We start from the raw sequence: 24,738 nt of genomic DNA, 5'->3' as shown, positions 1-24,738 counted from the left end.
TGGTGTGTCCTCGGCGCATCGGGCTTAAATGCGAAATCGCCGGAGATCATGTCACCAGTGGATGGGGGGAATCACTGGCGAGATCTCCGGCGATTTGACTGGCCTTCAGGACAGGACCAGTCCGATCATCACTCGCACCCTTATGAGGTACTTAAGAGACTACGGTTCGCGATTGAGAATAGGCCGGGCGCAAGCTGTGCGTTTGCCATTAAGTATTTTGGTGGGGTTGAAACTCGTTGCCCGTGGTTGGGGTAGGCATGCGGTTGCGTGCAATGCTGGGGCAAAGACAAGATGGAGTAATGATGAAAAAGATTGTGTTCCTAGGTTGCGGATCCATGGGCGAAGCCATTCTTGGTGGCATGCTGGCGGCCGGTGTATCGCCCCAGTCCGTGGTTGTGACAGTTCGCAGGCCCGAGCGGGCCAACGAACTGGCCACCCTTCACGGTGTTACCGCGTTGGCGTCCAACGAGGAGCCTGGTGCTAATGCCCAGGCCGTTGAGGGTGCCAGCGTGGTCATTTTGGGTGTGAAGCCCGTGGGCATCCTTGACTTGTGCCGGGAGATTGCAGATTCGCTCGAGTCCGATGCCGTCGTGATCAGTGTTGCCGCGGCGGTATCGCTGGAGCAGCTCGAAGGTGGACTGCGGCCCGGGCAGCCGGTGGTGCGCTCCATGCCCAACACTCCACTGAAAGTCGGCCGTGGCGTGGTGGCACTGTCAGCTGGTTCCTCCGTTGATGAGCATCACCTGGCCGCAGCCCATGAGGTGTTCGATGGGTCCGGGGTTGTCCTAGATGTCCCGGAGGATCAGCAGAACGCGGTCTCGGCGATTAGTGGATCGGGGCCGGCGTACGCTTTTTACCTTGCTGAGGCCATGGCTGCGGCCGCTGAGGACTTTGGCCTGGCGCCGGAGATTGCTCAGATCCTGGCCCGTGAGACCGTAGCAGGAGCTGGTCTCATGTTGGCCGAGCCGGGGGCCAACGCTGCGGCCCTGCGCCGTGCCGTGACCAGCCCCAATGGCACCACGGAGCAGGCTATCGCCAGTTTTGATCGTGACGGCTTGCCTGGCATTGTGCTGGCTGGCGCGCAGGCAGCAGCCAGCCGGGCAGCAGCAATCACGGAAGAACTAGGCAGAAACTAACTCGCAGGGTCGAGCCGGCAACAGTTTCGCCGGCTCATTCGGGGCTCACTGAAAAGCGGACATACCCAAGCCGAAATAGACGTAGCGCAGCAGAACTTTTGCTGCGCTGCGTCTATTTTGCGTGCCCTCGAGTCGGTGGTTCCGCGGTGGTTAGTGGCGCACTTGGTAGCCAAAGCTCCCTCCTCACACCGAAAATTAACTCTCCCGAGTTGCGTCTATGATCTATCCGAAACAAGAATATTATGTGATTATAGTCATCAAGTGCCGTGAAAGTGAGAGAAAAAGACACTAACTGTTCACTTCATTTCACTTATGGACACACGCAAGGGCGGGTGTTCCCAGACTTTCAGAGGAGCAATCGTGGTTGTCGCACTTATCGATCCTGGTTCCACAGATATCATCCCCTTGATCCACAACCCCGTACTTTGGGCCTCTGCGGTAGCGATTTTCGCAGTCATCATCCTGCAGTCGGCCATCTACCTCAGGGCCATCCGGAAGGCAGCCCCTGCTGCTAATTTGTCATCCGGTCAGGTCAAAAGCTCGGTCCGTTCAGGGGGTATTGCAGCCATTGGGCCGTCGATGGCCGTTGCGCTAATCGCCATCTCGCTCCTCCCCCTCTTCGGAACGCCGGCTGTGCTGACGCGCATTGGTCTTGTGGGATCGGCCGCCTTCGATGTTGCAGCGGCCGGTATTTCGGCAGGAACGCAGGGCGCCCAGCTTGGCGGTCCCAGCTACACACAGAAGATCTTCGCCATTGCGTTTGCCGCTATGACGATCGGCGGCCTTGTCTGGATGTTGTCCGCCCTGATCCTCACCCCCATCCTGAGTAAGGGCGACGCAAAGCTTCGCAATGTCAATCCTGCAGTGATGGCCATCATCCCCACTGCGGCACTGTTGGGCGCGTTTTTCACCTTGGCATTTCAAGAAGTACTCAAGTCTCCTGTCCACCTTGTGACCATGGTGGTCTCTGCAGCCGCCATGGGTGTTTGTATCCTGCTGGCTCGCAAGCTCAAGCGTCCGTGGCTGCGCGAATGGGGGCTGGGAATCTCCATCATCGTGGCACTCTCAACCGCCTTTCTCATGACCACAGCAGCCTGAAACTACAGACAGGAGCCTTCTGATGTCCACACAGATTTCCGTTGAAAAATCCTCAGGATTTGCAGCCTTCGACCGCACCACCTCCCTTTGGGGCCCCATCACATTGGGGCTCGGGCTGCTGATCTCGTTAGCTGCCGCCCTGTACACCGCGTTCGGCACGGGCATGGGCGTGACCGTTCTCGAACTGGCAACCGCTGTCGGTGCGGTCCTGGCAACCTTCGGCGTCATTGCCGTGATTGAACCGATCTCCTACTTTCCCATCCTTGGGCGTTCGGCGATGTACCAGGCCTTCCTCATTGGCAACATTTCCAGCAAGCTGCTGCCAGCGGCCATCATTGCCCAAGCAAACCTTGGCGAGAAGCCCGGGACGCGTCGGGCCGAGCTCATAGCAGGAAGCGCCATCATCGGAGCCGTAATGGTTCACATCACCACCTTGATCATCTTCGTAGGTGTGTTGGGGACCTGGCTTGTGGGAATGCTTCCCCCGCTTCTCATCGCGACAGCCCGCGGCTACATTTTGCCAGCCATCTTTGGTGCAGTTGTCCTCCAGAGCGTCATTGCCATGAAGAGCCGGCGAATTACAATCATTGCCGTCATCGTTGCGGCCGCCATGGTCTTCGTCGTGGTCCCAATGGTTCCAGGGCTGACCAACTACTCCACCGCGTTGGCCGTGGTCGTCACCATCGCCATTTCTTGGTTTGCCAGGCATAAGGCCGCACATAAGACGGTCAGCCCGGATGCCACTGCGTCAATGACTTCCGCTCCCACCACCCATCCCATTCGATAGAAGGAAGCCAGAAATGATCACAACCACGGGCGTACGCCTCAGTTCCGCCGTCGAAGTTCCGTCATCTTTCGTGGAGGACTACGTGGACATCTACAAATATTTGCACGCCAACCCTGAGCTGTCAGCCCAAGAATTTGAGACGGCGGCCTACATCGAAGAACACCTCGCCGGTCTGGGCATTGAATCCTTCCGTTGCGGCGGGACCGGAGTGGTGGGCATTCTGCGCAATGGTGAGGGCCCCGTCATCGGATTCCGCGCCGACACTGACGGTCTTCCCATTGCCGAACAGACTGCGCTTGACTACTCCAGCCAAGCGTCCGGAACCCTGCCCGATGGCAGTACCGCACCCGTGATGCACGGCTGCGGACACGACACACACATCACCGCGGCACTGGCCCTCGCGTCCCTGCTTCTGGAACGCACCGATTTGTGGGCGGGAACCCTGGTCCTGATCTTCCAGCCTGGGGAGGAGACCGCCTATGGAGCCAAGGCCATGGTCGACGACGGACTGTGGAACCGCGCTCCCAAGCCGGAAGTGGTGCTTGCCCAACACGTCATGCCCATTAGCCAAGGCAAGATCCTGGTCCGAGGCGGACATATGGCCAGTTTGGCCGATTCATGGAAGATCACCGTCCACGGCCGGCAGGCGCACGGCTCCCAGCCAGAAAAGTCGATCGACCCGATCGTTGCCGCCGCTGCCATGGTGCTTCGCCTGCAGACCATCGTCTCCCGCGAGCTGGCACCGTCAACCCCAGCGGTGGTCACCGTGGGGACGTTCCATGCGGGGCTGAAGGAAAATATTATTCCGGAATTCGCCGAGTTCTCCGTTAACGTTCGCACCCCCGATGAAGACACCCGCGCCGTCGTCCTGGCCGCAATCCGGCGGATCATTTCCGCCGAAGCTGCCGCCTCGGGGGCACCGGAGCCCACAATCGTAGAACTGAACAGCTTCCCCCGGTGCTACAACGATCCCGCATCCGCCCAGCGCGTGATCGAGGCATTTACGCAAGACTTCGGCGCTGATGCGCTGATCGATGCTCCCTTGGGCATGGGGTCCGAAGACGCCGGGTGGCTCAGCGATGCTATTGGCGTTCCGGGTGTTTTCTGGGCTTTTGGCGCCTTCGATCCGGCGCTCTTCGAGGACGGGGCTGCACCAGCTGGCAACCACTCGCCATACTTCGCACCAGACGCACGGGCCGCCGTTGTTGGCGGAACAGGTGCCGCGCTCTCCGGAGTGCTAGCCTTTCTGGGACGTCCATGAGGCGACCGGGCCGGCGTACGGCTGCCGCCTAACGCCGGCCCGGTGAAATTACGCGGGCGCGTCAAGCCTTCGAGGTTAAAGTGAAAGGATCCGGACGTGGAGCAACTTGATGTGCTCGACAGGCAGATAATAGCTGCCCTCGTACGCAACGGCCGCGCCTCGTGGCGGTTGATCGCCGAGGTTCTTGGACAACAGGAACGAACCGTGGCGCGGCGCGGGAACAAGCTGCTCGAGTCCGGTGTGGTGCGCACCAACTCCTTTGTCAACCCCTCGCAGATAAGTTCACGGGCCGCTTTCCTGCTGCGCGTGAGAGCAGCCCCGAGGGACCTTCGCAGGGTGTGCTCCTGGCTTGCTGCGCGGGAAGAGTCTTCGTGGGTCAGTGCACTTTCCGGAGCAAACGAGGCAGTCGCGGAGATATGGATCTCGACAGCTGAACTCAGCGCATTCCTCTACCATTCTCTGTCGGAGGTGGACGGGGTGGAGTCCTTCACCATGGTGCCGCTGTTGGAGTACTTTCGAACACCCACTGGCTGGACGCCGAAGATCTTGGAAAAAGCGCAGTATGGGGCGCTTCATCCGGACGAAGATGGCCAACTTGCGGCCATTCGTCAGACCAACCCAGGTGCTTCCCTCGATGAGACCAACAGGGGCATCGCGGAGCTGCTCCACCGCAATGGGCGGGCAAGTGTGGATGAGATGGCAGCTGAACTGTCCGTTTCAAAGGCAACTGTCAGCCGCAGGTTGGAAGGAATGACCAATTCCGGCATCCTCTTCATCAGGGCGGTTGTGGAGCCGGCGGCGCTGGGATTCCCCGTGGAATCCCTGATCAGCCTGACAAGCAACAATGCGGCGGCCGACGGACTGGGAAAGTACCTGGGGAGTCTGCCCGTGACACGTTGGGCCGCTGCCTCCGGGGAACAGATACTGGCACAGGTTGCCGTGGCGACGCTGGACGAGCTGCATGTCTTGCTTGAGGGCCTGCGGAAGTTGGAGGGGATAACTGAGCTCCGGTCCTCCATTTACGCGGAAATTTTCAAACGAACCACAGTGATCTACCAAGACGGAGTTGCCCAGGAGCCGTAGTCGCCGGTCGGTCGCGCAGCCAAGATCACCGAGGAACTCGGGCACCAGTAGCGGGCATATTCGTCGAGTCAGACGGTGCGCCGCTGAAGTAGACCCTGCGGAACGTCTACCTCAACGACGCTCCGTCTGATTCGATATGGGGCGGTGTGAGGTGAGGGGGCCAGTGGGGACTACTTCGGTCCCGACTCCAGGGCCAGCAGCAGCGCTTTTGCCTCCACTCCGCCCAAGTAGGCGCCCTGGCTGCCATCGGACTTGACCACCCGGTGGCACGGAAGTACCAGCGGCAGCGGATTGCGGGCGCACGCGGTGCCCACGGCCCGTACGGCCCGCGGGCTGGATGTCATGGCTGCCACCGCCGCATAGCTGGCCGTGTGTCCGTACCCAATGGTGGGTAGATGATCCAAGACTTCGCGGCGGAAACCCGTAGCCAACCTGAGATCAAGGGCAAGATCAAAATCCGTGCGGCGCCCGGCAAAGTACTCCTCGAGTTCAATTGCCGCACGATCCAGCCGCGATGGTGCCCGTAAGATTCGTGGACCAATGGTTGTGGCCAGCTGCTCCAAGACCAGATCGTGCCCCTCCGTGGCAAAGGCCACCCGAACAAGCCCGGCTTCCGTGCCTGCCAGCAGCAGCTGTCCTAACGGGGAATCGACCACCCTGTAGCCAATGTCCAGCAGTCCGCCAGACGTGGCAGCCGCCAGCAACGCCCCACCCAGCCGATTCAACGCCTCAGGGTCGGCAGGAGCCACAGGGGCAAGCTCGGTAGGAATCGTGTGTTCAACCATTTTCATCAGTCCTTTCCTCCGGCGACAACAAACTGCGCAAAGTCTTCATGCCATCTGATGCGGCCCGCCGCGCAGCAGCCTCCGAATTTCCCAAAAGTTCAGCCACCGCGGCATAACGAAGCCCGGCCAGATGGTGGTACACCACGGCTTCCCGCTGGGTAGGTGGCAGCTGGCCGAGCGCCGCCCACACCTGCGCCGCCGCCTCCCCGGCAATGACGGAGCGTACGACGCCGTCACCCCCGCCCAGCCGAGCGTCACCGTCGTCGACCCGTACCTCAGCAGCGGTGGAGCTGTCGACAGGCAACGGCAGGCGCTGGAGCTTGCGGTGATGGTCGATAGCCTTGTTGCGGGCGATCGTAACGAGCCATGCCTCACGGTTGAGCACGCCCGCGGTGGTGGGATACACACGCAACGCGGCCAAAAATGTTTCCTGCCAGATGTCATCGGCGTCGTCCACACCAACTAAACCTCGGCAGACGCGCAACACGGTGCCACCATGCTCAGCCACCAGCGTCTCGAAAGGCGGTAGCGTGCCACCGGCTGGGCCACTCAAAACGTGCTCACCTAGAACAAGGCCTCGGTGTGGAACCGGGCAGGGTTCTCCAATTCAAGGAGGAACTCTTTGCGTTCCAATCCGCCGGCATACCCCACCAGGGAACCGTCCGCGCCCACTACCCGGTGGCAGGGGACGATGATGCTGATGGGGTTGCGGCCATTGGCAGAACCAACGGCCTGAGCCATGGAACGATCACCCAGTTGGGCCGCCAAATCACCGTAGCTGCGGAGCTCCCCGTAGGGGATTTCACGCAAAGCAGCCCACACCCGGTGCTGAAAATCGCTGCCAACCGGCGCCAGCGGAAGTGAAAACTCACGCCGATCCCCGGAAAAATATTCGCCCAGTTGTTCGGCCGTCGCGGCCAGAACTGGGGAGGACGACGCAGTAACTTCCGCTCCGAACGTCTCCAAAGCGGGAAGGCGCTTGTGTGCGCGCATGTAGACGGCCTGCAGCCCGGCGTCGTTCGCCACAGCCGTCAGCGGGCCCAGGGGCGAGTCAAAAATCATGTGCTGGATCATAAGAAAATACCTCCTGCCCTGTAGACGCCGGCCACCACAAAAGTGTGAGTTTAGGGCCGCGCGGCGAACCGCTCCAGCAGGTCAACGTAGCCCGACACGATGAGCATGTCACGGCTCGAGACACGCGTGTTCGGCTGCGCGTAGGTGAAGTCCTCGCCGGGGGATTTCACGCCAACCACCGTCACGCCGTACTTGGAGCGAACCTTGGACTCCTCCAGCGTGAAGCCCTGGGTCTCCTTGGGCGGATACATTTTCACGATCGCGAAATCGTCGTCGAACTCGATGAAGTCCAACATTCGCCCACCCACCAGGTGCGCTGCCCTGACGCCGGCATCGGCCTCGGGGTAGATGACATGGTTGGCGCCGATCCGTCGCAGGATCTTGCCATGCGATTGCGTGATGGCCTTGACCCACAGGTGCGCGATGCCCAGATCCACCAGATTTACGGTGATGAGCACACTGGATTCAATGGACGTTCCCACACCCACAACCGCCGAGCTGAAATCCTGTGCCCCGAGCTGGCGCAACGCGTCAATGTCTGTGGCATCCGCCTCGACAACGTGGGTGAGCACGCCGGCCCACTTTTGCACCAGGGCCCTATCACGTTCAATGGCGAGCACCTCACGGCCCTGCTTGACCAACTGGTGTGCGGTGGCGGCACCGAACCGGCCCAAACCAATCACCAAAACCGGGGCATTGTGCGGCGGGCGGTTGCTGGAATCTGTTTTCTCAGCCAATGATGGGCCTCTCTTCCGGGTAGTGGTACAGCTGGCGACGCTGACGAAGAGCCAGTGCGGCGGCCAGCGTGATGGAGCCGACGCGGCCAAAGAACATCATGGCGCACAAAACATAAACGCCCGACGGCGGGAGCTCGGCGCTGAGCCCCGTGCTCAGACCCACCGTGGCGAAGGCCGAGATGGTTTCAAAGAGCACCCGGTCCAGGCTTTCGCCGCTGATGGCCAGGAGCAGTCCGGTGGCGATCATGACAAAGGTTGCGCCCATCATGATGACCGAGATGGCAACCCGCATGGTGCCCTGGGGGATGGTGCGGCCGTAGATTTTTACGTCCGAATCACCGCGGGCCTCGGCCACAATGGCCAGGAACATCACGGCCAAGGTGGTGACCTTGATGCCGCCGGCTGTGGAGGCGGAACCACCACCCACAAACATCAAGGCATCCGTGAGCAGCATGGTGGGGGTGTGCATGGCGTTCATGTCCACGAGGTTGAAACCAAGGGAGCGGGTCATGACGGAGGCAAAGATGGAGTGCGTGATCTTGTCGCCCACGCTCATGGTGCCGATGGTGTCAGGGTTGGTCCACTCCATGGCACCCCACATGACGGCGCCGGCACCGAGCAATAGGAGGGATACCTGGACGGTCAGCTTCGCGTGCAGTGTCCATTTCTTGACGCGGAACCCCGTTGCCAACAGAACCATCATGACGGGGAAACCCAGGCTTCCGATGAAGCCGCCGATCATCAGCGGGATCAGAATCCACAGATCGGCCTCGTAGGGGACCACACCGTCGGAATGCGGTGTGAAACCGGCGTTGTTAAAGGAGGAGATGGAATAAAACGTGGCGTGCCAAATGGCTTGGGGGAGGGATTCGCCCAGAATCAAAAACCGCGGAGCCAGGGCCAGGGCCAGGGCGATTTCAACGGCTACGGAGGTGCTGATGACAATGCGCAGCAGCGTACCGACCTCGCCAAGGCGCCCGGCATTCATGGCTTCCTGGGCGATGAGCTTGCCACGCACACCCAGCCGCTTGCTCACCATCAGTGACATCAAGGAGGCCAAGGTCAAGATGCCCAGGCCGCCCACGAAGATGCCAATCAAGATGACAAGCTGTCCAAAGAACGACCAATGCAACGCCGTGGAGACAGTGGTCAGGCCCGTCACACAGACAGCGGAGACTGCTGTGAACAAGGCGTCGTGGAATGCCGTGGGTTGCCCGTAACGGGATGCCACGGGCAAGCTGAGCGCCAGCGTGAATGCCAGAATGACCAAGAAAAAAACAATCAGCGCCAACCGGGCCGGCGAACTATTGGCTACCTTGTCCACGAAATCGCGGACGCTGACGATCACTCGCAGGGGCCATCGCGGGAGCCAGCGGGTGAGTGTTGAAGGATCTGTCAACGCTGCGCTGCCCCTCCTGCCCTGGATCGTGATGACGCCGCGGATACGGCATTTGCGGCCTGACTTCGATAGCCTGTGATGGATGTCATCCATTGCCAGCACAGGACCGGCGGCCGTCCCGACAAGCATAGTCTGCGATGCGGCCATGTCTGCGTACAATTTTGGCCCCAACCATCCCATGTCGCCCAAGCGTCTAGACCTCACGGCCCGCTTGGCTCGAGAGCTAGGAATTTTTGGCCTCCCCCAGGTCACAGTGACCGAGTCCTATGTGGCCGCGGACGACCAACTCGCAATGGTTCATACCCGCGACTACATAGCTGCCGTGCGCCATGTGGGGGAGGACCCCACACGTTCGGACCCCAGCCGTGGCCTTGGCACCGAGGACGATCCGGCTTTTGCCGGGATGCACGAGGCCAGCGCCAGGCTTGCCGGCGGATCGCTGCTAGCCGCTGAAGCCATCCTGGGCGGGGAGGTGCTGCGTGCGGTGAACTTTGGTGGTGGAATGCACCATGCATTCCCCGGTAAAGCCAGCGGATTTTGTATCTATAACGACACCGCCCTGGCCATCACCAAGCTGCTGGCCTCGGGAGTGTCCAAGGTGGCCTACATTGACATCGATGCCCACCACGGCGACGGCACGGAACGCATCTTTTGGGATGATCCACGGGTCCTGACCATCTCCCTTCATGAATCCGGCATGACGCTTTTTCCCGGCACTGGCTTCGCCAACGACATTGGCGGGCCCAACGCATTGGGTTCCGCCGTCAACGTTGCGGTGCCGGCCGGAACCTCAGATGCCGGTTGGCTCCGCGCCTTCCACGCCGTCGTACCTCAACTTGTGGAGGCCTTCGGCCCGGAAATTATTGTGAGTCAACACGGCTGTGACTCCCACCGGGACGACGAACTCACCCATCTGAACACCAGTGTGGACGGTCAGCGGGAGGCCGCACTGAGCATTGCTGCGCTGGCCGAAAAGGTCTGCGGCGGGCGCTGGCTGGCCACCGGCGGCGGGGGCTATGACCTCTACAGTGCGGTCCCACGAATATGGAGTCACCTCATGGCGATCGTGGCTGGCAAGCCGGTACCGCTGCGGACTGCCGTCCCCGAGGCATGGCGGACATATGTGGCGGAGAAGTACGGCCACGTGGCGCCGTTGCTTATGGGCGACGACGCCGACACCTGGTGGCGCTCATGGGAGGTGGGCTACAACCCCTCCGACGCACTGGACCGGACAGTGATGGCGACAAGGAAATCCGTGTTCCCGCTGTACGGCTTGGACCCCTGGTTCGATTAATCACGGGAGCACAGGGAGCCCTGTCATGATGGTTCTTGAATGACAGCATGTACGTTTGTGGCCGCGAAGCCGAACATCAGGAGCTAGTAGATGACCAACACCACGCCGGAACTTTCCTGGCCAAGTTCTGGCCAGCCGGAGGCTGAGCCGGTGGATAGCGGATCGGCTAAGAGCCCATTCGCGGCCATCACGGTCCGGGATTACATCACCGACGCGCTGGCACTGGTGCTGCTGACAATTTCACTGTTCCTGCACTGGCGCCTGGCAAGTCCCGGTTCCGGAGGAGATTCCTCGCTGGCCGCGGGCCGGATCGAAGTGCTCCTGGCGACGATCATCAGCATGCTGTCCCTTGGCCTGAGCTACATTTGGCGATCGGGCGCATTCGGAACCAGTTGGAATTACCGCAAGATGCAGGATCTGCGGTTGTTGGCCAACGCGCCTTACCTGCTGATGGTTGTTGGGTATTTGATTGTGGAGTTGGTGAACCCCAAGGGCCTGGGCACAGCCGTGGCGTTTGGTTTGGCAGGCGCCGTGCTGGCCGCTACCCCGCGCCAGGCGGAACTAGGTGATCCCGCAGTTGACACAGCACGGGACCGGCGATGGTTGGCCGCCCTACTGGGACTGGCCGGGCTTTGTGTCCTGGCCGGACTCGTGGAGATTGTCAGGTTCGTGGCAATCGGCAGGACCTTGCCGTTGGGCCCCTTGTACTTGATGTCGCCGATCCTTCTTGGCCTCTTCACCCCTGTCTTGTTCATCGTGGTTGCCTTAAAAATCTCCCTGAAGAGCAACCCCTGGCGGCTTGTGGGATCGGGGGTTGGTGCAGCCGGACTGCTGCTGGCCTTCATCTCGCTGCCGCCGGCATCGCGTGTGGTGGCGGGTCTCTACGGCTCATCGCCCACGTTCAGCGTGGTGTTTTGGATGGCCTTCGGGGCGATCGCCGCTGCCCCCTCGCTCGAGCGCCGCATGATTCACCAGCCGGCCCAACAGACGTGGCAAGCGGTACTGGCTGCGGTGCTGAAACTCGGCATGGCCGCCTCCGCCGGGGTGGCGCTCGTGGCCCTCGTGAACCTGATCCGCGTATTGTTCACTGAAAAGTACGTCCTCCGGCACTTCCAGGAGACGCCGTTTATATGGGTGTTCACGTTGATTTTGGCGATGCTCGGAATCGCCGGCTTCGTCGCCGCGGCGGCAGCGCTGAAACGCGGAACTCGGGATGGGCGGAAGTTGGGAACCACCTGCGCGGCAATTGTGTTTGTCCTGTTCCTTGTTCTGGTGATGGTTGGCCCTAAAACTTTGTCCTGGGGCTTGAGCGGCCCCGCGGTCATCTTGGCGATCGTTTTTCCCGTCGCGATTCTGGCGATCATGTGGGCACCCAAGTCCATGCGCGAGCACTTTGGTGCCGTTCCTGCTGCTAATGCCGGCTTTAGTTTCGAAGGCGTGCCGCGCACCTCGGTGCTTGTGGCAGAGGCAGCAAACCCGGTCACAAGCCATGCCCGGCTCCATGAACTCGCTGCCGCGTACCCGCAGACTCATGCGGCGATTGCCAGCAACCCCTCGACCTATCCGGAGCTGTTGCGCTGGTTGGAATACGTTGGCAGCACGGGCGCTTCCGGCGCACTGCACAAGGACTAGTGGGCCACTTAATGATGCGCGAGATCGAGTCAAGATGCTCTCACGGGCATATGTCGCTAGGGTAGTGGGATGGTTGCAGAAAAAGTCTTTGCGGTAATTGCCGAAAGTACCCGTCGGGACATCTTGGAAGCACTGGCCCAGGAGAGCAAGGCCGTGGGGCAACTTGTCGATGAACTGGGTGTATCGCAGCCAACAGTTTCCAAGCACCTGCGTGTTTTGCGCGAGGCTGGTGTGGTGACCATGCGCGCCCAGGGACAGAAACGTTTTTACGGCCTTAACACTGCGCCACTGGCCCTGGTTTCCACCTGGTTGGATTCATTGGGCGCCAGTGCTGCTTCGCCAAGCACGGCGGCTATCAAGCCGGCCGACACCGCAAGGAAGCTTTCTGCTGTTGATGACGGCCAGGTCACGCGTCCTGCAACCAAGCCCCGTCCGGCTGCTGCCGACGCCACCTCGCCGGCTCCCGCCGTCGTGCCTTCCGCGGCTCCAGTGGCCGCACCTGCCGCCGCGGTGGCAGAGACAACAGCTCCCGCAGTCAAGGTCACCCCCAGTGCTCCTGTGCAGACTGCCCCACGCCAGGTGGCAACCATTGTGCACCCGAACGACGTCGATGCCGGGGTTCAGAGCCAACTGAGCCGTAGTGTGGGCAGGGCGGCCAACAAGGCAGCCGATTTGTTGGCTAACCTTCCAACGCTGCCTACATTCAAACGTAGGAAAAACTGACAGGCGAATTCAATCGCCCTCTTGCTCGAGGGAATTCTGCATGATCTTGCATGCAGTATCGGTTCGTGAGCAAAATTGGTATTAGAGCTGCGGTGGCTGGAAAATTGCCAGTGAGCTTATTTACGCGCCGCTGTACGGCGCCACACCCTTTTTCAGGAGACTCATGGATACCAGGCTTGAAACAATCCGGGAGCAAGTTTTAGCCCGTAACCCCGGGGAAAAAGAATTTCACCAGGCAGTGCTGGAAGTTTTCGAAAGCCTTGGCCCGGTTTTGGACAAACACCCGGAATTCGTTGACGCGGCTGTGCTTCAGCGTCTGTGCGAACCCGAGCGCCAGATCATTTTCCGTGTGCCGTGGATGGATGATGCCGGCCGCGTGCAGATCAACCGTGGTTTCCGCGTCGAGTTCAACTCCGCGCTCGGCCCGTACAAGGGTGGCCTGCGCTTCCACCCCTCGGTATACCTGGGCATTGTAAAGTTCCTCGGCTTCGAGCAGATCTTTAAGAACGCACTGACGGGCATGCCCATCGGTGGCGGCAAGGGCGGTTCCGACTTTGATCCGCGTGGCAAGTCTGACGCAGAAGTTATGCGTTTCTGCCAGAGCTTCATGACCGAGCTGTACCGCCACATTGGTGAGTACACAGACGTCCCCGCAGGCGACATTGGTGTTGGTGGCCGCGAGATCGGTTACCTCTTCGGTCAATACAAGCGCATCACCAACCGCTACGAGTCCGGTGTCCTCACCGGCAAGGGCATTGGCTGGGGCGGCTCGCTGGTGCGTCCGGAAGCAACCGGATTCGGTACCGTCATGTTCACGCAGGAAATGCTGAAGACCCGCGGCACATCGCTCGATGGCCAGCGCGTGATTGTTTCCGGTTCCGGAAACGTTGCCACTTTCGCCATTGCCAAGGCCAAGCAGCTCGGCGCCAAGGTTGTTGCCTGCTCGGATTCCTCCGGCTACATTGTGGACGAGAACGGCATTGACGTTCCGCTGCTACGCCAGATCAAGGAAAAAGAGCGCGGCCGCCTGAAGGAATACGCGGTTCGCCGTGGCGCCTCGGTCAGTTATGTTGAAGGCGGCTCCGTCTGGGATGTCAACGCGGCTGTTGCCCTTCCCTGCGCAACACAGAACGAACTGAACACCGAGGCCGCAACCCGACTCGTGAAAAACGGCCTGATCGCCATTGCTGAAGGCGCCAACATGCCTTCCACGAGCGGTGCCGTTGCCGTCTTCCAGGAAGCCGGAATCCTGTTCGGCCCGGGCAAGGCAGCCAACGCCGGCGGCGTGGCCACCTCTGCACTGGAAATGCAGCAGAACGCCAGCCGGGACGCCTGGACGTTCGAGCACACCGAAGCGCGCCTGCAGCAGATCATGGTCGGCATCCACGACCGCTGCGCCGAGACGGCAGACACCTACGGCTCGCCCGGCAACTACGTGGTTGGCGCCAACATTGCCGGCTTCGTCAAGGTTGCTGACGCCATGCTGGCACAGGGCCTCATCTAGGACCTCTCCCTCAGCCGGTACTTTCGGTGCTGGTCCCTCGCAGTCGCGAGCCCACCATCCCTAGCAACGCACGACGGCGCGTTCCCCACTCAGGTAGGGGACGCGCCGCGGTGCGTTCATGGCTATTTCACAGGCCCATCCATGGTTGTCGTAGTGGGGAACTCGCTACTCTGCTGCATTCTCAGCGACGGGCCCGGATTGGAACTGGCGACGGGCCACCAGCCACGGAAGGGCTTCCGCCATGGTGTGGGCATCGACCTGGCTGTTGCCGACGCAGACCGCGGGCCTGGACGGTGGCTCGAGAGACGGCTTCCAAAAGCGTGATTAAATTGTTAACGCTCACAATTCACATGAAGCCACACTGCGAATTTTGGGAATGCGCTTGCCAAGGTGATGAATGGCGATTATTGTAACGTTTCAGAAGGTGTAATCAGGGTCACAGCAAGATGGTGGCCGGACACCCCCGATAACCGTAATCTGCGGCCGCCACAAGGCGCCGTTCGAGTCAATGAGCAAGGGAGCTCCAATGATCAGCAGAAGGAATTTCATCACCACCATTGCCACGGGTGTGGCTGCCACCGCATTGCTGTCGGCGTGCGGAAAATCCGGCGGCGATGCCGGTGCCGGCACCGCGGAGAGCCCCACCGTTGTGAACTACACCTGGTGGGGCAACGATGACCGCGCCGAGCGCACCAACAAGGCCATCGCCCTGTTCAACGAGAAGAACCCGACGATCAAGGTAGTTGGAACCTTCTCGGACTGGGCGGGCTACTGGCAGAAGCGTGCCACCGAGGCCGCCGGCGGCGGGCTCCCGGACGTCATGCAGTGGGACCTGTCCTACCTGCGCGACTACGCCCAGCGCAACCAACTGTTGGACCTCAGCGACGTGGGCATCGACCTGTCGGGCTTTGAAAAGACGCTGCTGCCTTCCGGCAAGGTCAATGACAAGCAGTTTGGCATCCCCACCAGCACCAACGCCTTCGCTGTCTACTACGACCCGGCCAAGCTGAAGGAAATCGGCGTGGCCGAGCCGACGGGCAAGTGGACCTATGCGCAGTACCAGCAGTTCCTGACCGATGCCGGCACCAAGAGCGGTGGAAAGTACAACGGTTCCACCGACTTCACCGGCATCTGGTGGCAGTTCAACATCTGGCTGCGCCAGAACAATATCCCTGCATTCACGGCGGACGGCAAGCTTGGGTTCACGAAGGAGGACCTGCGGAAGTGGTGGAACATGGCTTCGGAGCTGCGCGGCACACCGGCCATTATTGCCTCGGACAAGGTCACCCAGTTGTTGCCGAAGTCGCCCTTCGGTTCCAACAAGACCGTCTCGGAGCCCACCTGGGACAACTTCATGGCCGGCTACCTCGCTGACTCCGGGGCAACGGAGCTGAAGATGGTGCCGAGTCCTTCGGACGATCCTGACAACCTTGGCCTGTTCCTGAAGCCTTCCATGCTGATGGTGGCCAGTGCCAAGACCAAGAACGCCGAAGCTGCCACGAAGTTCATCGACTTCATGGTCAACTCGCCTGAGGTTGGCGAAATCTTCAAGACCTCCCGCGGCGTTCCGGCGTCGAAGATTCAGCGCGAGGGCACAACCTTTGACGGTGTCGACGCCCAGGTGGTGGCGTATGAAGAGTCCATCTCCAAGTACCTCAGTGACGCACCGGAGCCGCCGATCGTTGGTTTCGGGACGCTGGAGACCGAGTTCCTGCGTATTCAGGAAGAGTTGAACTTCGGAAAGGTCACCGTGGACCAAGCTGTTGACCAGTGGTTCACCTCGGCTGAAGACGTTATCAAGCAAAACGCGTAGTAGACGGAAGCAAGAGCATTGACGCAAACACCAGCCCCCACCCGGCGGGCGAAGTCCGGCCCTCCGCTGCGAAATGAGAAGTCCAAGCAGCGCAGGGCCGAGGCCCGCACCGGATACGCCTTTCTGCTGCCTTGGTTGTTGGGATTCATTGTCCTGACGGCCGGGCCCATGATCTCCTCGCTGTATCTCTCATTCACTAACTACAACCTGTTTGAAGCGCCAAAGTGGATTGGGTTCGACAACTACACGAACCTGTTCGCGGATGAACGCTTCCTCCAGTCCGTCAAGGTGACCTTGACGTACGTGGTCTTTGGTACGCCGACCAAGCTGTTGGCGGCACTGGCCATTGCGATGCTGCTCAACAGCAAGCGCCGCGGGCAGGGCTTTTACCGTTCTGCGTTCTATGTGCCCTCGCTCATTGGCGCCAGCGTCTCCATCGCCATTGTCTGGAAAGCTATGTTTGGCGACGCCGGTCCGGTGGATCAGTTCCTGAGCTTCTTCGGGATCGGGATCGGCGGTTGGGTGGGCAATCCGAACATGACAATGCCCATGATGATCCTGTTGACGGTCTGGCAGTTCGGCGCCCCCATGATCATCTTCCTGGCGGGCCTGAAGCAGGTCCCGGCAGAACTCTATGAGGCGGCCGAGATGGATGGGGCTGGGTGGGGGAAGAAATTCACCAGCATCACGCTGCCCCTGCTTTCCCCGGTCATCTTCTTCAACCTGTTGATGGAGACCATTCACGCGTTCCAAATCTTCGCCTCCGCGTTCATTATTTCCAACGGATCCGGCGGGCCTGCAGGATCCACCATGTTCTACACCCTCTACCTGTACCTGCGCGGCTTTGGAGACTTCCGGATGGGCTACGCCTCGGCCATGGCCTGGCTGCTGCTCATCGCCATCGGCATCATCACGCTGATCTTCTTCAAGACCTCCAACAACTGGGTCCACTACAGCGGAGATGAAAAATGACAACCACGGCATTCAAGACGAAGAACGTGCCCGCGGCCGCTCCAGGGGCACCGGCCGGCCGCGACCCGAAAAGCCGGACCATTCTGGGCCGAAGCCTGAAGTCACTGCTGTTCCACGGCGTGTCCCTGGCCCTGATCGCGGTGGTGATGTACCCGGCCGTGTGGATGGTCGCCTCGTCCTTCAAGCCCAGCAGCGAAATTGTGGGCAACGCCGCCATCTGGTCCAGCAACTTCAGCTTTGACAACTTTGTGAAGGCCATGGACGGCATTGGCGGAGTCAGCACCTTGCAGTTTTTTGGCAACTCGCTGTTTCTTGCTGTCGGCTCCGTTGTGGGGGTGGTGCTGTCCTCCACTGTGACGGCGTATGCGTTCACGCGCATCAACTTCCCGGGGCGGCAGCTGTTTTTCACCCTCATGATCGTCACGCTGCTGCTGCCGTTCCACGTGGTCATCATTCCGCAGTACATCATTTTCCAGCAGCTGGGGCTCGTGGACACCTACGTCCCGCTGCTGTTGGGCAAGTTCCTGGGTGCTGAGGCGTTCTTCGTTTTCCTCATGGTCCAGTTCATGCGCAACCTGCCCAGGGAGCTCGACGAAGCCGCGCGGATTGACGGGGCGGGGCATGTGCGGATCTTCATTAGCATCATGCTTCCGCTGATGAAGCCCTCGATCATCACGGCGTCGATTTTTTCATTCATCTGGAGCTGGAACGACTTCCTTGGGCCGCTGCTGTACCTGAACAGCCCAGAGAAGTACCCGCTGCCGTTGGCATTGCGATTGTTCGTGGACCAAACTCAAAGCTCGGACTACGGCGCCATGATCGCCATGTCCGTCCTGGCGCTGCTCCCCGTACTGTTGTTCTTCCTCATCTTCCAACGCCACATCGTTGAAGGCGTCTCCACCCAGGGATTGAAAGGATAGCCATGGCCTCCGCCAGCCGGTCTGCCAGGGAAACCCGGCAGGCACGCAATGCCAGGCTTGCCGCCACGGCAGCACCAAAAGTCAACAAGTTTGCCTTGTTGAGCGAGACGCTGCTCTTGGGGGTCTGCCTGTTTGTCCTGGCGCTTCCCATCGTGACTGCGCCGGCGGCCTACGCTGCCGGCGCGGCGCACATGGAGCGGCACATCGCGGGGCGTCCGGACACCGTTGCCTCCTTGTGGGCAGACTTCAGGGCTGCCCTGCCCGGCAGCTGGAAATTTGGGTTCGCCTTGCTGGGTGCCGGCGCTGTTGCCGCTGTCAACGTGTTGCTGGCAGGCTCGGAACAACTGCCCGGCGGGCGGCTGGTCCTGGCGGCCACCGTGCTGCTGGCCGGTGGACTTGCTGTGCTGTTGCTGCGTGCTGCCGGGTTGTGGCAGGCGGAGCGGGAACGCGTCGCTGGGCTGTCAGGCTCGACGGCGGATGCCCCGCCTTCGGCTTGGCCTGGCGCTTGGGCGCAGGCCCAGCGTGATTCAGCCAGCGACTGGATCGGCACCGCGTTGCTGGTCGCTGCCCTTGCCATGTGCCTGACCTTCCTGTGGATGCTGCCGCCGCTGGTCTTCATTGTCCCTGGGGCCATGATCCTGGCCGTGGTATCAGTGCACTACCGCCATATGGGTCTGCAAGCCTAAGCCCGGAATTTCAAAAAGCATCGCAAGAAAGGCGGCCGCCCGGTCCGCAGGAAATCCTGCAGACCGGGCGGCCGCCTTTTTGCCGTGGTGGCAGCGGCCCGCAGATCAGGCTTCGGCGATGACGGCCACGGCGCCCGCAGCCAACACTCCGGCAAACGGTGTGCCACTGATGAGGTCCCTGCCCGAAGCGGCGACTGCGGCGTCAGAGGTGCCATGGTTGACGGCGAACAGGTAGCCGGTGCCGTCCGCTGCCCGCCTGCGCGTCAGCTCAACGCCGGAAGCGGCAACCGCCGGGGCTGCCACACCGGATTCCTCAAGCAAGGTTTCAACGATTCCGTCCAGCGCCTCCGCATCCGGGAACGTGGCCAGGTACCAGGCGGAGCCGGCGCCAGTGGCATTCCGGGTCAGGGCGGGGACTCCCTCCAGCGGGTATTCGGTGAAGCTGGCCAGCGCCTCGGCCCCCGCCAGATGCACGTGTTCGCTCCATATCCGCCCCGACCAGCCGGCGTCAACGCTGGCAGCGCCGCCCTCGGGCAGTGGATGGAATTCCTCCACGTTGATTCCCAGCAGATCGCGGAAGGCCCCGGGGTATCCACCCAGCCGGACGGCGTCGTTCTCATCGACGATGCCGCTGAAGTAGGTGACCAGAACGGTTGCCCCGCGGGTGGCGGCAGCAGCAATGTTGGCGGCATCGGCGTCGTTCACCGAATACAGCGTGCAGGCCAGGATCAGGTCATAGCCGTCCAGATTGGCAGAGGGGTGGACAAAGTCCGCCGTGATGCCCCGCAGGAACAAGGCGCGGTGGAAGGCGCGCAGCAGGTCCAGGTATTTCACGTCCGCGCTGGGGTGGGAGTCCAACTCGCTGGCCCACCATGATTCGTAATCAAAGATGATGGCTGTCCGGGACTCCACAAGGGAGCCCTGCACCGGAGACATGGCCTGCAGGGCGGCACCCAAGTCCACCACCTCGCGCCAGATCCGGGTGTTCGTTCCGCCGTGGGGCACCATGGCCGAGTGGAATTTCTCGGAGCCGGCCCTGCTTTGGCGCCATTGGAAGAACATGACGGCGTCGGCACCGCGTGATACATGGGCCAGCGAGTTGCGCTGCATTTCACCGGGCAGCTTGGGCGTATTGCGCGGCTGCCAGTTGACGGCGGATGTGGAATGCTCCATCAGCATCCACGGCTTTCCACTGGCAATGCCGCGGGTCAGGTCAGCGCTGAAGGCCAATTCGATGTGGCGTTCAGGATCGGCGGCCACCAGGTAGTGATCGTTGGCGACCACATCCATGTGCTTGGCCCAGTTAAAGTAGTCCAGGGCCTTCGTGGCGCTCGTGGCCATGAAGTTGGTGGTGGCGGGAATGTCCGGGGTGACCTCGCGGATGACACTAACAAGCATGGAGTAAAAGTCGATCAGCGCCCAGGAGCTGAAGCGGGCAAAATCAAGCTGCTGTGTGGGGTTCAGCGTGCTCGGGGCCGGCCCCGGCGTCCGGACCTCCTCGAAGCTGCCATAGCGCTGGGACCAGAAGGCCGTTCCCCACGCCGCGTTCAGGGCCTCGATGGTGCCGTAGCGCCGGCCCAGCCAGGCCCGGAAAGCGGCAGTGTCTTCGGGGCCGTGGAATTCGCTGACGTGGCAGCCGAGTTCGTTGTCGACGTGCCACAGCGCCAGTGCCGGGTGGTCCTTGTAGCGTTCGGCAAGCGTGCGCGTGATCCCGGCTGCGTAGCGGCGGTAGACGGACGACGACGGCGAGTAGTGCCGCCGCGACCCCGGTCCCAGCACGATTCCTTCGGCGGTGACGGGCAGGATCTCAGGATGCTTGTGGACGAGCCAGGCCGGCGGTGCCGCCGTTGCCGTGGCGAGGGCCACCTTGATGCCGGCTGAGGCAAGATTGTCCATGATCTCATCGAGCCAGTCGAAGTCGTACTGCCCCTCGAACGGTTCAAGCCAGGACCAGGAAAAGATGCCGACGCTCAGGGCGTTGACGCCGGCCTGCTGCATTAGCTCGATGTCCTCCACATGGATGTCCTTGGACCACTGTTCGGGGTTGTAGTCCCCGCCGTAGGAAAGGCCCGGGATTGACTCCCATAAACGGGTGGTGCGCAGCTCCTGGGCTCCGCTGTCAGGGTGGCTGGATTTCTCGCGGGTCGGGGACGGCATGGAACTCCTGTGGTCGAGTGTTTTAGTCGAAATTGAAAGGTTTCACAAAACCCCAGCCTAGTGGTGGGCGCCATCACAATTCCAGTGCCAACTCGAGTTCTTTACATCAATTTCCAGAATTGACGTCCCCGGCGTCAAGGGCTTGCGCTGAGGGGAGGCGCGCCCCTAGGGTCTAGCTTAGAAAGCGCTTTCCGTCCAGTGGGTCCGGAAGGCTGTGAATAAGTCATTGGGCCAACATCGCACCCACTGCGGGACGTGGCCACCCATCGAGAGAGCAACCATGAAGATCCTCCTGGCCGGCGATTCCACCGTAGCCAACTGCCCCACCGAAGAGTTCCCCATGAGTGGTTGGGGCGCCCATCTGGCGCCGCATGTCCATGCGTGGGCGGCCGTCCACAACTTCGCCAAAGGCGGCGCCACGACGGAGTCCTTCCGGGAAGAAGGTTTGTGGCAGGCCCTCATGGACACGGCGGACGCGGGCGACATGGTGCTGGTCCAATTTGGCCATAATGACCAAAAGCGCCAGCATCTGGTGGCCGATGCCGGATATGCCATGAATCTGCGCCGCATGGTCAGGGAAATTCGCGGCAGGGGGGCAAGCCCCGTGCTGTGCACCTCCGTGGAGCGGCGCAACTTCCACGGCGGGGTATCGGTCGCCACGCTGGCGGACTACGCCGAGGCGGTAGGCGGCATCGCCGATGACATGGGTGTTCCGGTGATCGACCTCCACGATTGGACTAGCAGGCTGTATGCCGCTGCCGGCGAGGAAGGGGCGGCGGCGTACTTCACGCATTTCGGGCCTGGCACCCACGCCCATTGGCCCGAAGGCATCGCGGACAACACTCATTTCAACCAGCATGGGGCTTCCCTCGTTGCGGGATTCGTTGCGCAGCGGCTGCGGGAATTCCGGGACGGGTTCCATGAAGCCATCAAGGTGGCCCTCGAAGTCGGATAAATGGCAGCTGCCCGTGCCTTGAGCAGCCGCCCCGTACGTGCGCAAAAATGCGTCGTTGCGGGGCGGCTGCGTGTGCGGCATCCTCAAGGCACTGCGGGCGGCTACTTCTTGAAGGTGTGTTGCCAATGCGAGGTGGCGCCGTCGGCGATTGAAACGTACGGCTTCGGCACCGCTGTGACGGTGACGGTGGCCGCCGTGACCTTGGTGGAGCCGTGCTTCGCCTTCACCCCGTCAATGTAGTAGTCCATTGTTGCGCTGTTGGGCGTAATCACTATCCCGTGCGCAGACTTCCCTGCGTCCACGAACTTGGGCTCCGTCGGCGTTGCGGGCCGGGTCAGCACGGGAACCTTGGTGAAGTCCATGTCACTGGCGAGGTAGAAGCTGGTGTACGCGGGCTGGTTGTACGTGGTGTTTTGTCGCGCCACCTCCACCCGGTACTGGGGATCGTGCATCAGGGTGGTCAGCTTGTGCGTGGTCACCTCGGTGCTCGTAAATATCCGCAACGCGCTGGAATCGGCGGTGCGCACCAGCAGTTCCTCGCGCCAGTCGCCAAACACGTCAGCCACCAACGATGCCGTTCCCTTGGTTCCGTTGTTCGTGCGGGTCCCCGTGGCGGTCAGTGCCTTGCCCGTTTCCCAGTCGTCAATGGTGGGAGTGGCATCTCCGCTGCCGTTGACGAGCGCGGTTGTGAGGTTGGCGGACCAACGGATGGACTGATTCGTGCCCGGCGTCGCCGCGGAAAGCATGGTTCCGGTGGAGCTGAGCAGCCCGCTGGCATCGGTGCCACCGGGCATGCTCGACCAGGCTTCCATCCCGGGCACGTCGCTGCGTACGTCGCCGATCATGCCGCGGCCGGTGTCCTTTCCGGAGTATGCGCCAAACAGGATTTCTCCCGTCGCGGCATCGCGCAGTGCCGAACCGTAGGGAGCCCAGGCTCCGCCTTCGTGGACAGTGAAAATTTCCAGGCCGGGGCGGTTGGGGTCAATATCCGCAACATGCATGGCGTCGCCATGGCCCAGCCGGGCATTCACGCCAGGTTCGGCACTTCCCGGCGGCATCTGGTCGAAGGAGCTGTACAGCACAGAACCGTCGTCGTCGATCGTAGCGGAGCCATACACGATTTCCTGCCGCCCGTCACCGTCGACATCGGCGGCGCTCAATGAGTGGAATCCCTGGGTGGTGATCTTCCCGTAGGTGGGATCCGTTCCGTCGCGGCCGTGCGGGGAATCGTTGAAGGGGTTGCCCATGGGTGCATGGCCGCTGTCGATCATCCAGCGCTGGGTCAAGGCCTTGCCGTTCCAATCGTAGGTAGCCATGGTGGTGCGGGTGTAATACCCGCGCGCAAATACGGCCGAGGGGTGTTCGCCGTCGAGATAGGCAACACCGGCGAGGAATCTGTCAACCCGGTTGCCTGGTTCGATCCTGGCCATGGCATAGTCGCCCCACATCAGGCCGTCGTCGCCGCGGCCGGGCTCGTAGGGCACCGTCTGCAGTTCCTTGCCAGTGGCACTGTCGAACACGGTCAGGTATTCCGGGCCGTCGACGATGAAGCCCTCAAAGCTGCGCAGCTGGTTCCGGGCACTGCGGGATGGGGCGTAGTCGTCCATGAAATAGTCCACCAGTTCCACGGCGCTGGAGCGTGACAGCGGGTAGTTGTGGGTTACCGGGATGCCGAACGCCTCTTCCAGTGTGGCCGGCCAGTTGCCTGCCACCACTTCGGGATGCTCGGCCCAGCCCTGGAACACGCCCACCAGGTGCTCGTGGTAGTCCGAGGCACTCATGCGGTAGTCGTCGCCGTTGGACCAGCCTGCCTTGATGTCCGCTTTCGGCAGTGTCACAAACGATTCGTTGCTGACCGTGCCCGTGGCGGTGAATCCTGTGGACTTGGTGCCGGGCGCGGTCTTGAGGATGGTTTCCGAGCGGCCATCGCCATCAAAGTCGTAGACCATGAACTGCGTGTAGTGCGCGCCGGCACGGACGTTCACGCCGAGATCAATGCGGTTGAGCAGCGTCCCGTCGAGCTTGTATGTGTCGATGAAGACCGGGCCGGTATATCCAATCTGCGAGACGTCCTTGGCGTTGGAGGGGTCCCACTTCACCACGAACTCGTAGGCGCCGTCGCCGTCCACATCACCCACCGAAACATCATTGGCAGCGTACGTGTAGCTCTCGCCTGCCGGAGTGGCTCCGTCCGCGGGACGTGACAGGGGGATGTCGTGGAAGCCCTTTTCCCAAGCCGTTGCGACACTGCTTGGCGCAAGTTCGACGCCGTTGATCACCGGTGCCACGGTGTAACGGTCGCTTGCCGTTCCGTCGGCGTCTGCATAGTTGGTGCTGTCTGTGACGGCTGCGATCTTCGTGCCATTGCGGTAGACCGTGAAGCCGGGTCCGGCAAGGCCTGTTGCGGTGGCGCCGGTAGCCTCAGGGCCCAGGAGCCGCCAGCTGAGGAACACCCCTTCCGTGGTGGAGACGGCCACGAGCCCCCTGTCCAGCGCTTCAAGCTGAATGCTGCCCGTGGAGGCGCCGTCGGGTTTGGCGCTGGCAGGTGGTGCCGAGCCAAGGACCAGGGCCGCGGAGGCTGCCAGGGCCAGTGCTGTGCGGAATGGATGTGTGTTGAGATTCATCGTCGAATCCATCTCTGGGCGATTCGCCCGTAGGGGAGTGATAACGCATTTCATGCATGACCGGACGCGGCCACCCCGGGAATTGCGGGTCAAAGGAT

21 protein-coding genes are annotated in these 24,738 nt (G+C 61.6%); 14 read left to right on the top strand and 7 right to left on the bottom strand.

Annotation, left to right across the window (positions count from 1 at the left end):
* Window positions 1-299: 299 nt before the first annotated feature.
* The 5 genes from proC (at window position 300) to BLV41_RS14350 (ending at window position 5,365) form a co-directional block, all read left to right on the top strand.
* On the top strand, window positions 300-1,136 hold the full coding sequence (gene proC, locus BLV41_RS14370; RefSeq protein ID WP_074712247.1) for a pyrroline-5-carboxylate reductase: 837 nt from the start codon (window positions 300-302) through the stop codon (window positions 1,134-1,136).
* A 360-nt stretch (window positions 1,137-1,496) separates the two neighbouring features.
* The gene (locus BLV41_RS14365) at window positions 1,497-2,234 is read left to right on the top strand and encodes a DUF5058 family protein (RefSeq protein ID WP_244516916.1); all 738 of its coding nucleotides are present in this window, start codon (window positions 1,497-1,499) and stop codon (window positions 2,232-2,234) included.
* Between the two features lie 22 nt (window positions 2,235-2,256).
* On the top strand, window positions 2,257-3,021 hold the full coding sequence (locus tag BLV41_RS14360) for a hypothetical protein (RefSeq protein ID WP_074712246.1): 765 nt from the start codon (window positions 2,257-2,259) through the stop codon (window positions 3,019-3,021).
* Between the two features lie 13 nt (window positions 3,022-3,034).
* The gene (locus BLV41_RS14355; RefSeq protein WP_074712245.1) at window positions 3,035-4,282 is read left to right on the top strand and encodes an amidohydrolase; all 1,248 of its coding nucleotides are present in this window, start codon (window positions 3,035-3,037) and stop codon (window positions 4,280-4,282) included.
* Window positions 4,283-4,378: 96 nt separating this feature from the next.
* A complete protein-coding gene (locus BLV41_RS14350; RefSeq protein ID WP_074712244.1) occupies window positions 4,379-5,365 on the top strand; it encodes an Lrp/AsnC family transcriptional regulator in 987 nt (328 codons plus the stop codon).
* A 170-nt stretch (window positions 5,366-5,535) separates the two neighbouring features.
* Here the strand turns inward: BLV41_RS14350 and BLV41_RS14345 are convergent, their stop codons facing one another.
* From BLV41_RS14345 to BLV41_RS14325, 5 genes are all read right to left on the bottom strand, one after another.
* Window positions 5,536-6,156, bottom strand: coding sequence for a methylated-DNA--[protein]-cysteine S-methyltransferase (locus BLV41_RS14345; RefSeq protein WP_425284278.1), 621 nt, complete (start codon window positions 6,154-6,156; stop codon window positions 5,536-5,538).
* Window positions 6,143-6,703, bottom strand: a complete 561-nt coding sequence (locus BLV41_RS14340) for an RNA polymerase sigma factor (RefSeq protein ID WP_074712242.1) — start codon at window positions 6,701-6,703, stop codon at window positions 6,143-6,145. Before BLV41_RS14340 ends, BLV41_RS14345 begins: the two co-directional genes overlap by 14 nt.
* A gap of 11 nt (window positions 6,704-6,714) precedes the next feature.
* Window positions 6,715-7,212: a methylated-DNA--[protein]-cysteine S-methyltransferase gene (locus BLV41_RS14335; protein ID WP_280138621.1), complete on the bottom strand. Its 498-nt coding sequence runs from the start codon at window positions 7,210-7,212 to the stop codon at window positions 6,715-6,717.
* A gap of 62 nt (window positions 7,213-7,274) precedes the next feature.
* Entirely contained in the window at window positions 7,275-7,961 is a 687-nt protein-coding gene (locus tag BLV41_RS14330) for a potassium channel family protein (RefSeq protein WP_044577375.1), read from the bottom strand.
* Window positions 7,954-9,507 (bottom strand): TrkH family potassium uptake protein, encoded by a 1,554-nt coding sequence (locus tag BLV41_RS14325; protein ID WP_244516915.1) that lies wholly within the window; start codon window positions 9,505-9,507, stop codon window positions 7,954-7,956. The genes BLV41_RS14330 and BLV41_RS14325 overlap by 8 nt, the downstream gene beginning before the upstream one ends.
* Here BLV41_RS14325 and BLV41_RS14320 point away from each other — a divergent pair.
* The 8 genes from BLV41_RS14320 (at window position 9,506) to BLV41_RS14285 (ending at window position 18,904) form a co-directional block, all read left to right on the top strand.
* A complete protein-coding gene (locus tag BLV41_RS14320) occupies window positions 9,506-10,654 on the top strand; it encodes an acetoin utilization protein AcuC (protein WP_139244338.1) in 1,149 nt (382 codons plus the stop codon). The two genes, BLV41_RS14325 and BLV41_RS14320, sit on opposite strands and share 2 nt — an antisense overlap.
* A 90-nt stretch (window positions 10,655-10,744) precedes the next feature.
* A complete protein-coding gene (locus BLV41_RS14315) occupies window positions 10,745-12,286 on the top strand; it encodes a DUF7937 domain-containing protein (RefSeq protein WP_074712238.1) in 1,542 nt (513 codons plus the stop codon).
* A 69-nt stretch (window positions 12,287-12,355) separates the two neighbouring features.
* A complete protein-coding gene (locus tag BLV41_RS14310; protein ID WP_074712237.1) occupies window positions 12,356-13,009 on the top strand; it encodes an ArsR/SmtB family transcription factor in 654 nt (217 codons plus the stop codon).
* A gap of 163 nt (window positions 13,010-13,172) precedes the next feature.
* A complete protein-coding gene (gdhA, locus tag BLV41_RS14305; protein WP_074712236.1) occupies window positions 13,173-14,513 on the top strand; it encodes an NADP-specific glutamate dehydrogenase in 1,341 nt (446 codons plus the stop codon).
* 526 nt (window positions 14,514-15,039) lie between these two features.
* Window positions 15,040-16,326, top strand: a complete 1,287-nt coding sequence (locus BLV41_RS14300; RefSeq protein ID WP_074712235.1) for an ABC transporter substrate-binding protein — start codon at window positions 15,040-15,042, stop codon at window positions 16,324-16,326.
* A gap of 18 nt (window positions 16,327-16,344) precedes the next feature.
* Window positions 16,345-17,298, top strand: coding sequence for a carbohydrate ABC transporter permease (locus BLV41_RS14295; RefSeq protein WP_074712234.1), 954 nt, complete (start codon window positions 16,345-16,347; stop codon window positions 17,296-17,298).
* Window positions 17,295-18,218, top strand: a complete 924-nt coding sequence (locus BLV41_RS14290; RefSeq protein WP_074712233.1) for a carbohydrate ABC transporter permease — start codon at window positions 17,295-17,297, stop codon at window positions 18,216-18,218. Before BLV41_RS14295 ends, BLV41_RS14290 begins: the two co-directional genes overlap by 4 nt.
* A gap of 2 nt (window positions 18,219-18,220) precedes the next feature.
* On the top strand, window positions 18,221-18,904 hold the full coding sequence (locus tag BLV41_RS14285; RefSeq protein ID WP_074712232.1) for a hypothetical protein: 684 nt from the start codon (window positions 18,221-18,223) through the stop codon (window positions 18,902-18,904).
* Between the two features lie 105 nt (window positions 18,905-19,009).
* Here BLV41_RS14285 and BLV41_RS14280 read toward each other — a convergent pair whose 3' ends face one another.
* On the bottom strand, window positions 19,010-21,061 hold the full coding sequence (locus BLV41_RS14280) for a beta-galactosidase (protein WP_074712231.1): 2,052 nt from the start codon (window positions 21,059-21,061) through the stop codon (window positions 19,010-19,012).
* 280 nt (window positions 21,062-21,341) lie between these two features.
* Here BLV41_RS14280 and BLV41_RS14275 point away from each other — a divergent pair, with 280 nt between their 5' ends.
* Window positions 21,342-22,016: a rhamnogalacturonan acetylesterase gene (locus BLV41_RS14275; RefSeq protein WP_074712230.1), complete on the top strand. Its 675-nt coding sequence runs from the start codon at window positions 21,342-21,344 to the stop codon at window positions 22,014-22,016.
* A 101-nt stretch (window positions 22,017-22,117) separates the two neighbouring features.
* Here the strand turns inward: BLV41_RS14275 and BLV41_RS14270 are convergent, their stop codons facing one another.
* Window positions 22,118-24,640 carry a rhamnogalacturonan lyase gene (locus tag BLV41_RS14270; protein ID WP_074712229.1) on the bottom strand — a complete coding sequence of 841 codons (2,523 nt, stop codon included), beginning with the start codon at window positions 24,638-24,640 and terminating at the stop codon, window positions 22,118-22,120.
* Window positions 24,641-24,738: the final 98 nt, after the last annotated feature.

The sequence above is a fragment of the Arthrobacter alpinus genome (genome assembly GCF_900105965.1).
In the GTDB taxonomy this organism is placed as follows: Bacteria; Actinomycetota; Actinomycetes; order Actinomycetales; family Micrococcaceae; genus Specibacter; species Specibacter alpinus.
The sequence above is the reverse complement of the archived record's forward strand: the minus strand, read 5'-3'. Positions and strand labels throughout refer to the sequence as shown.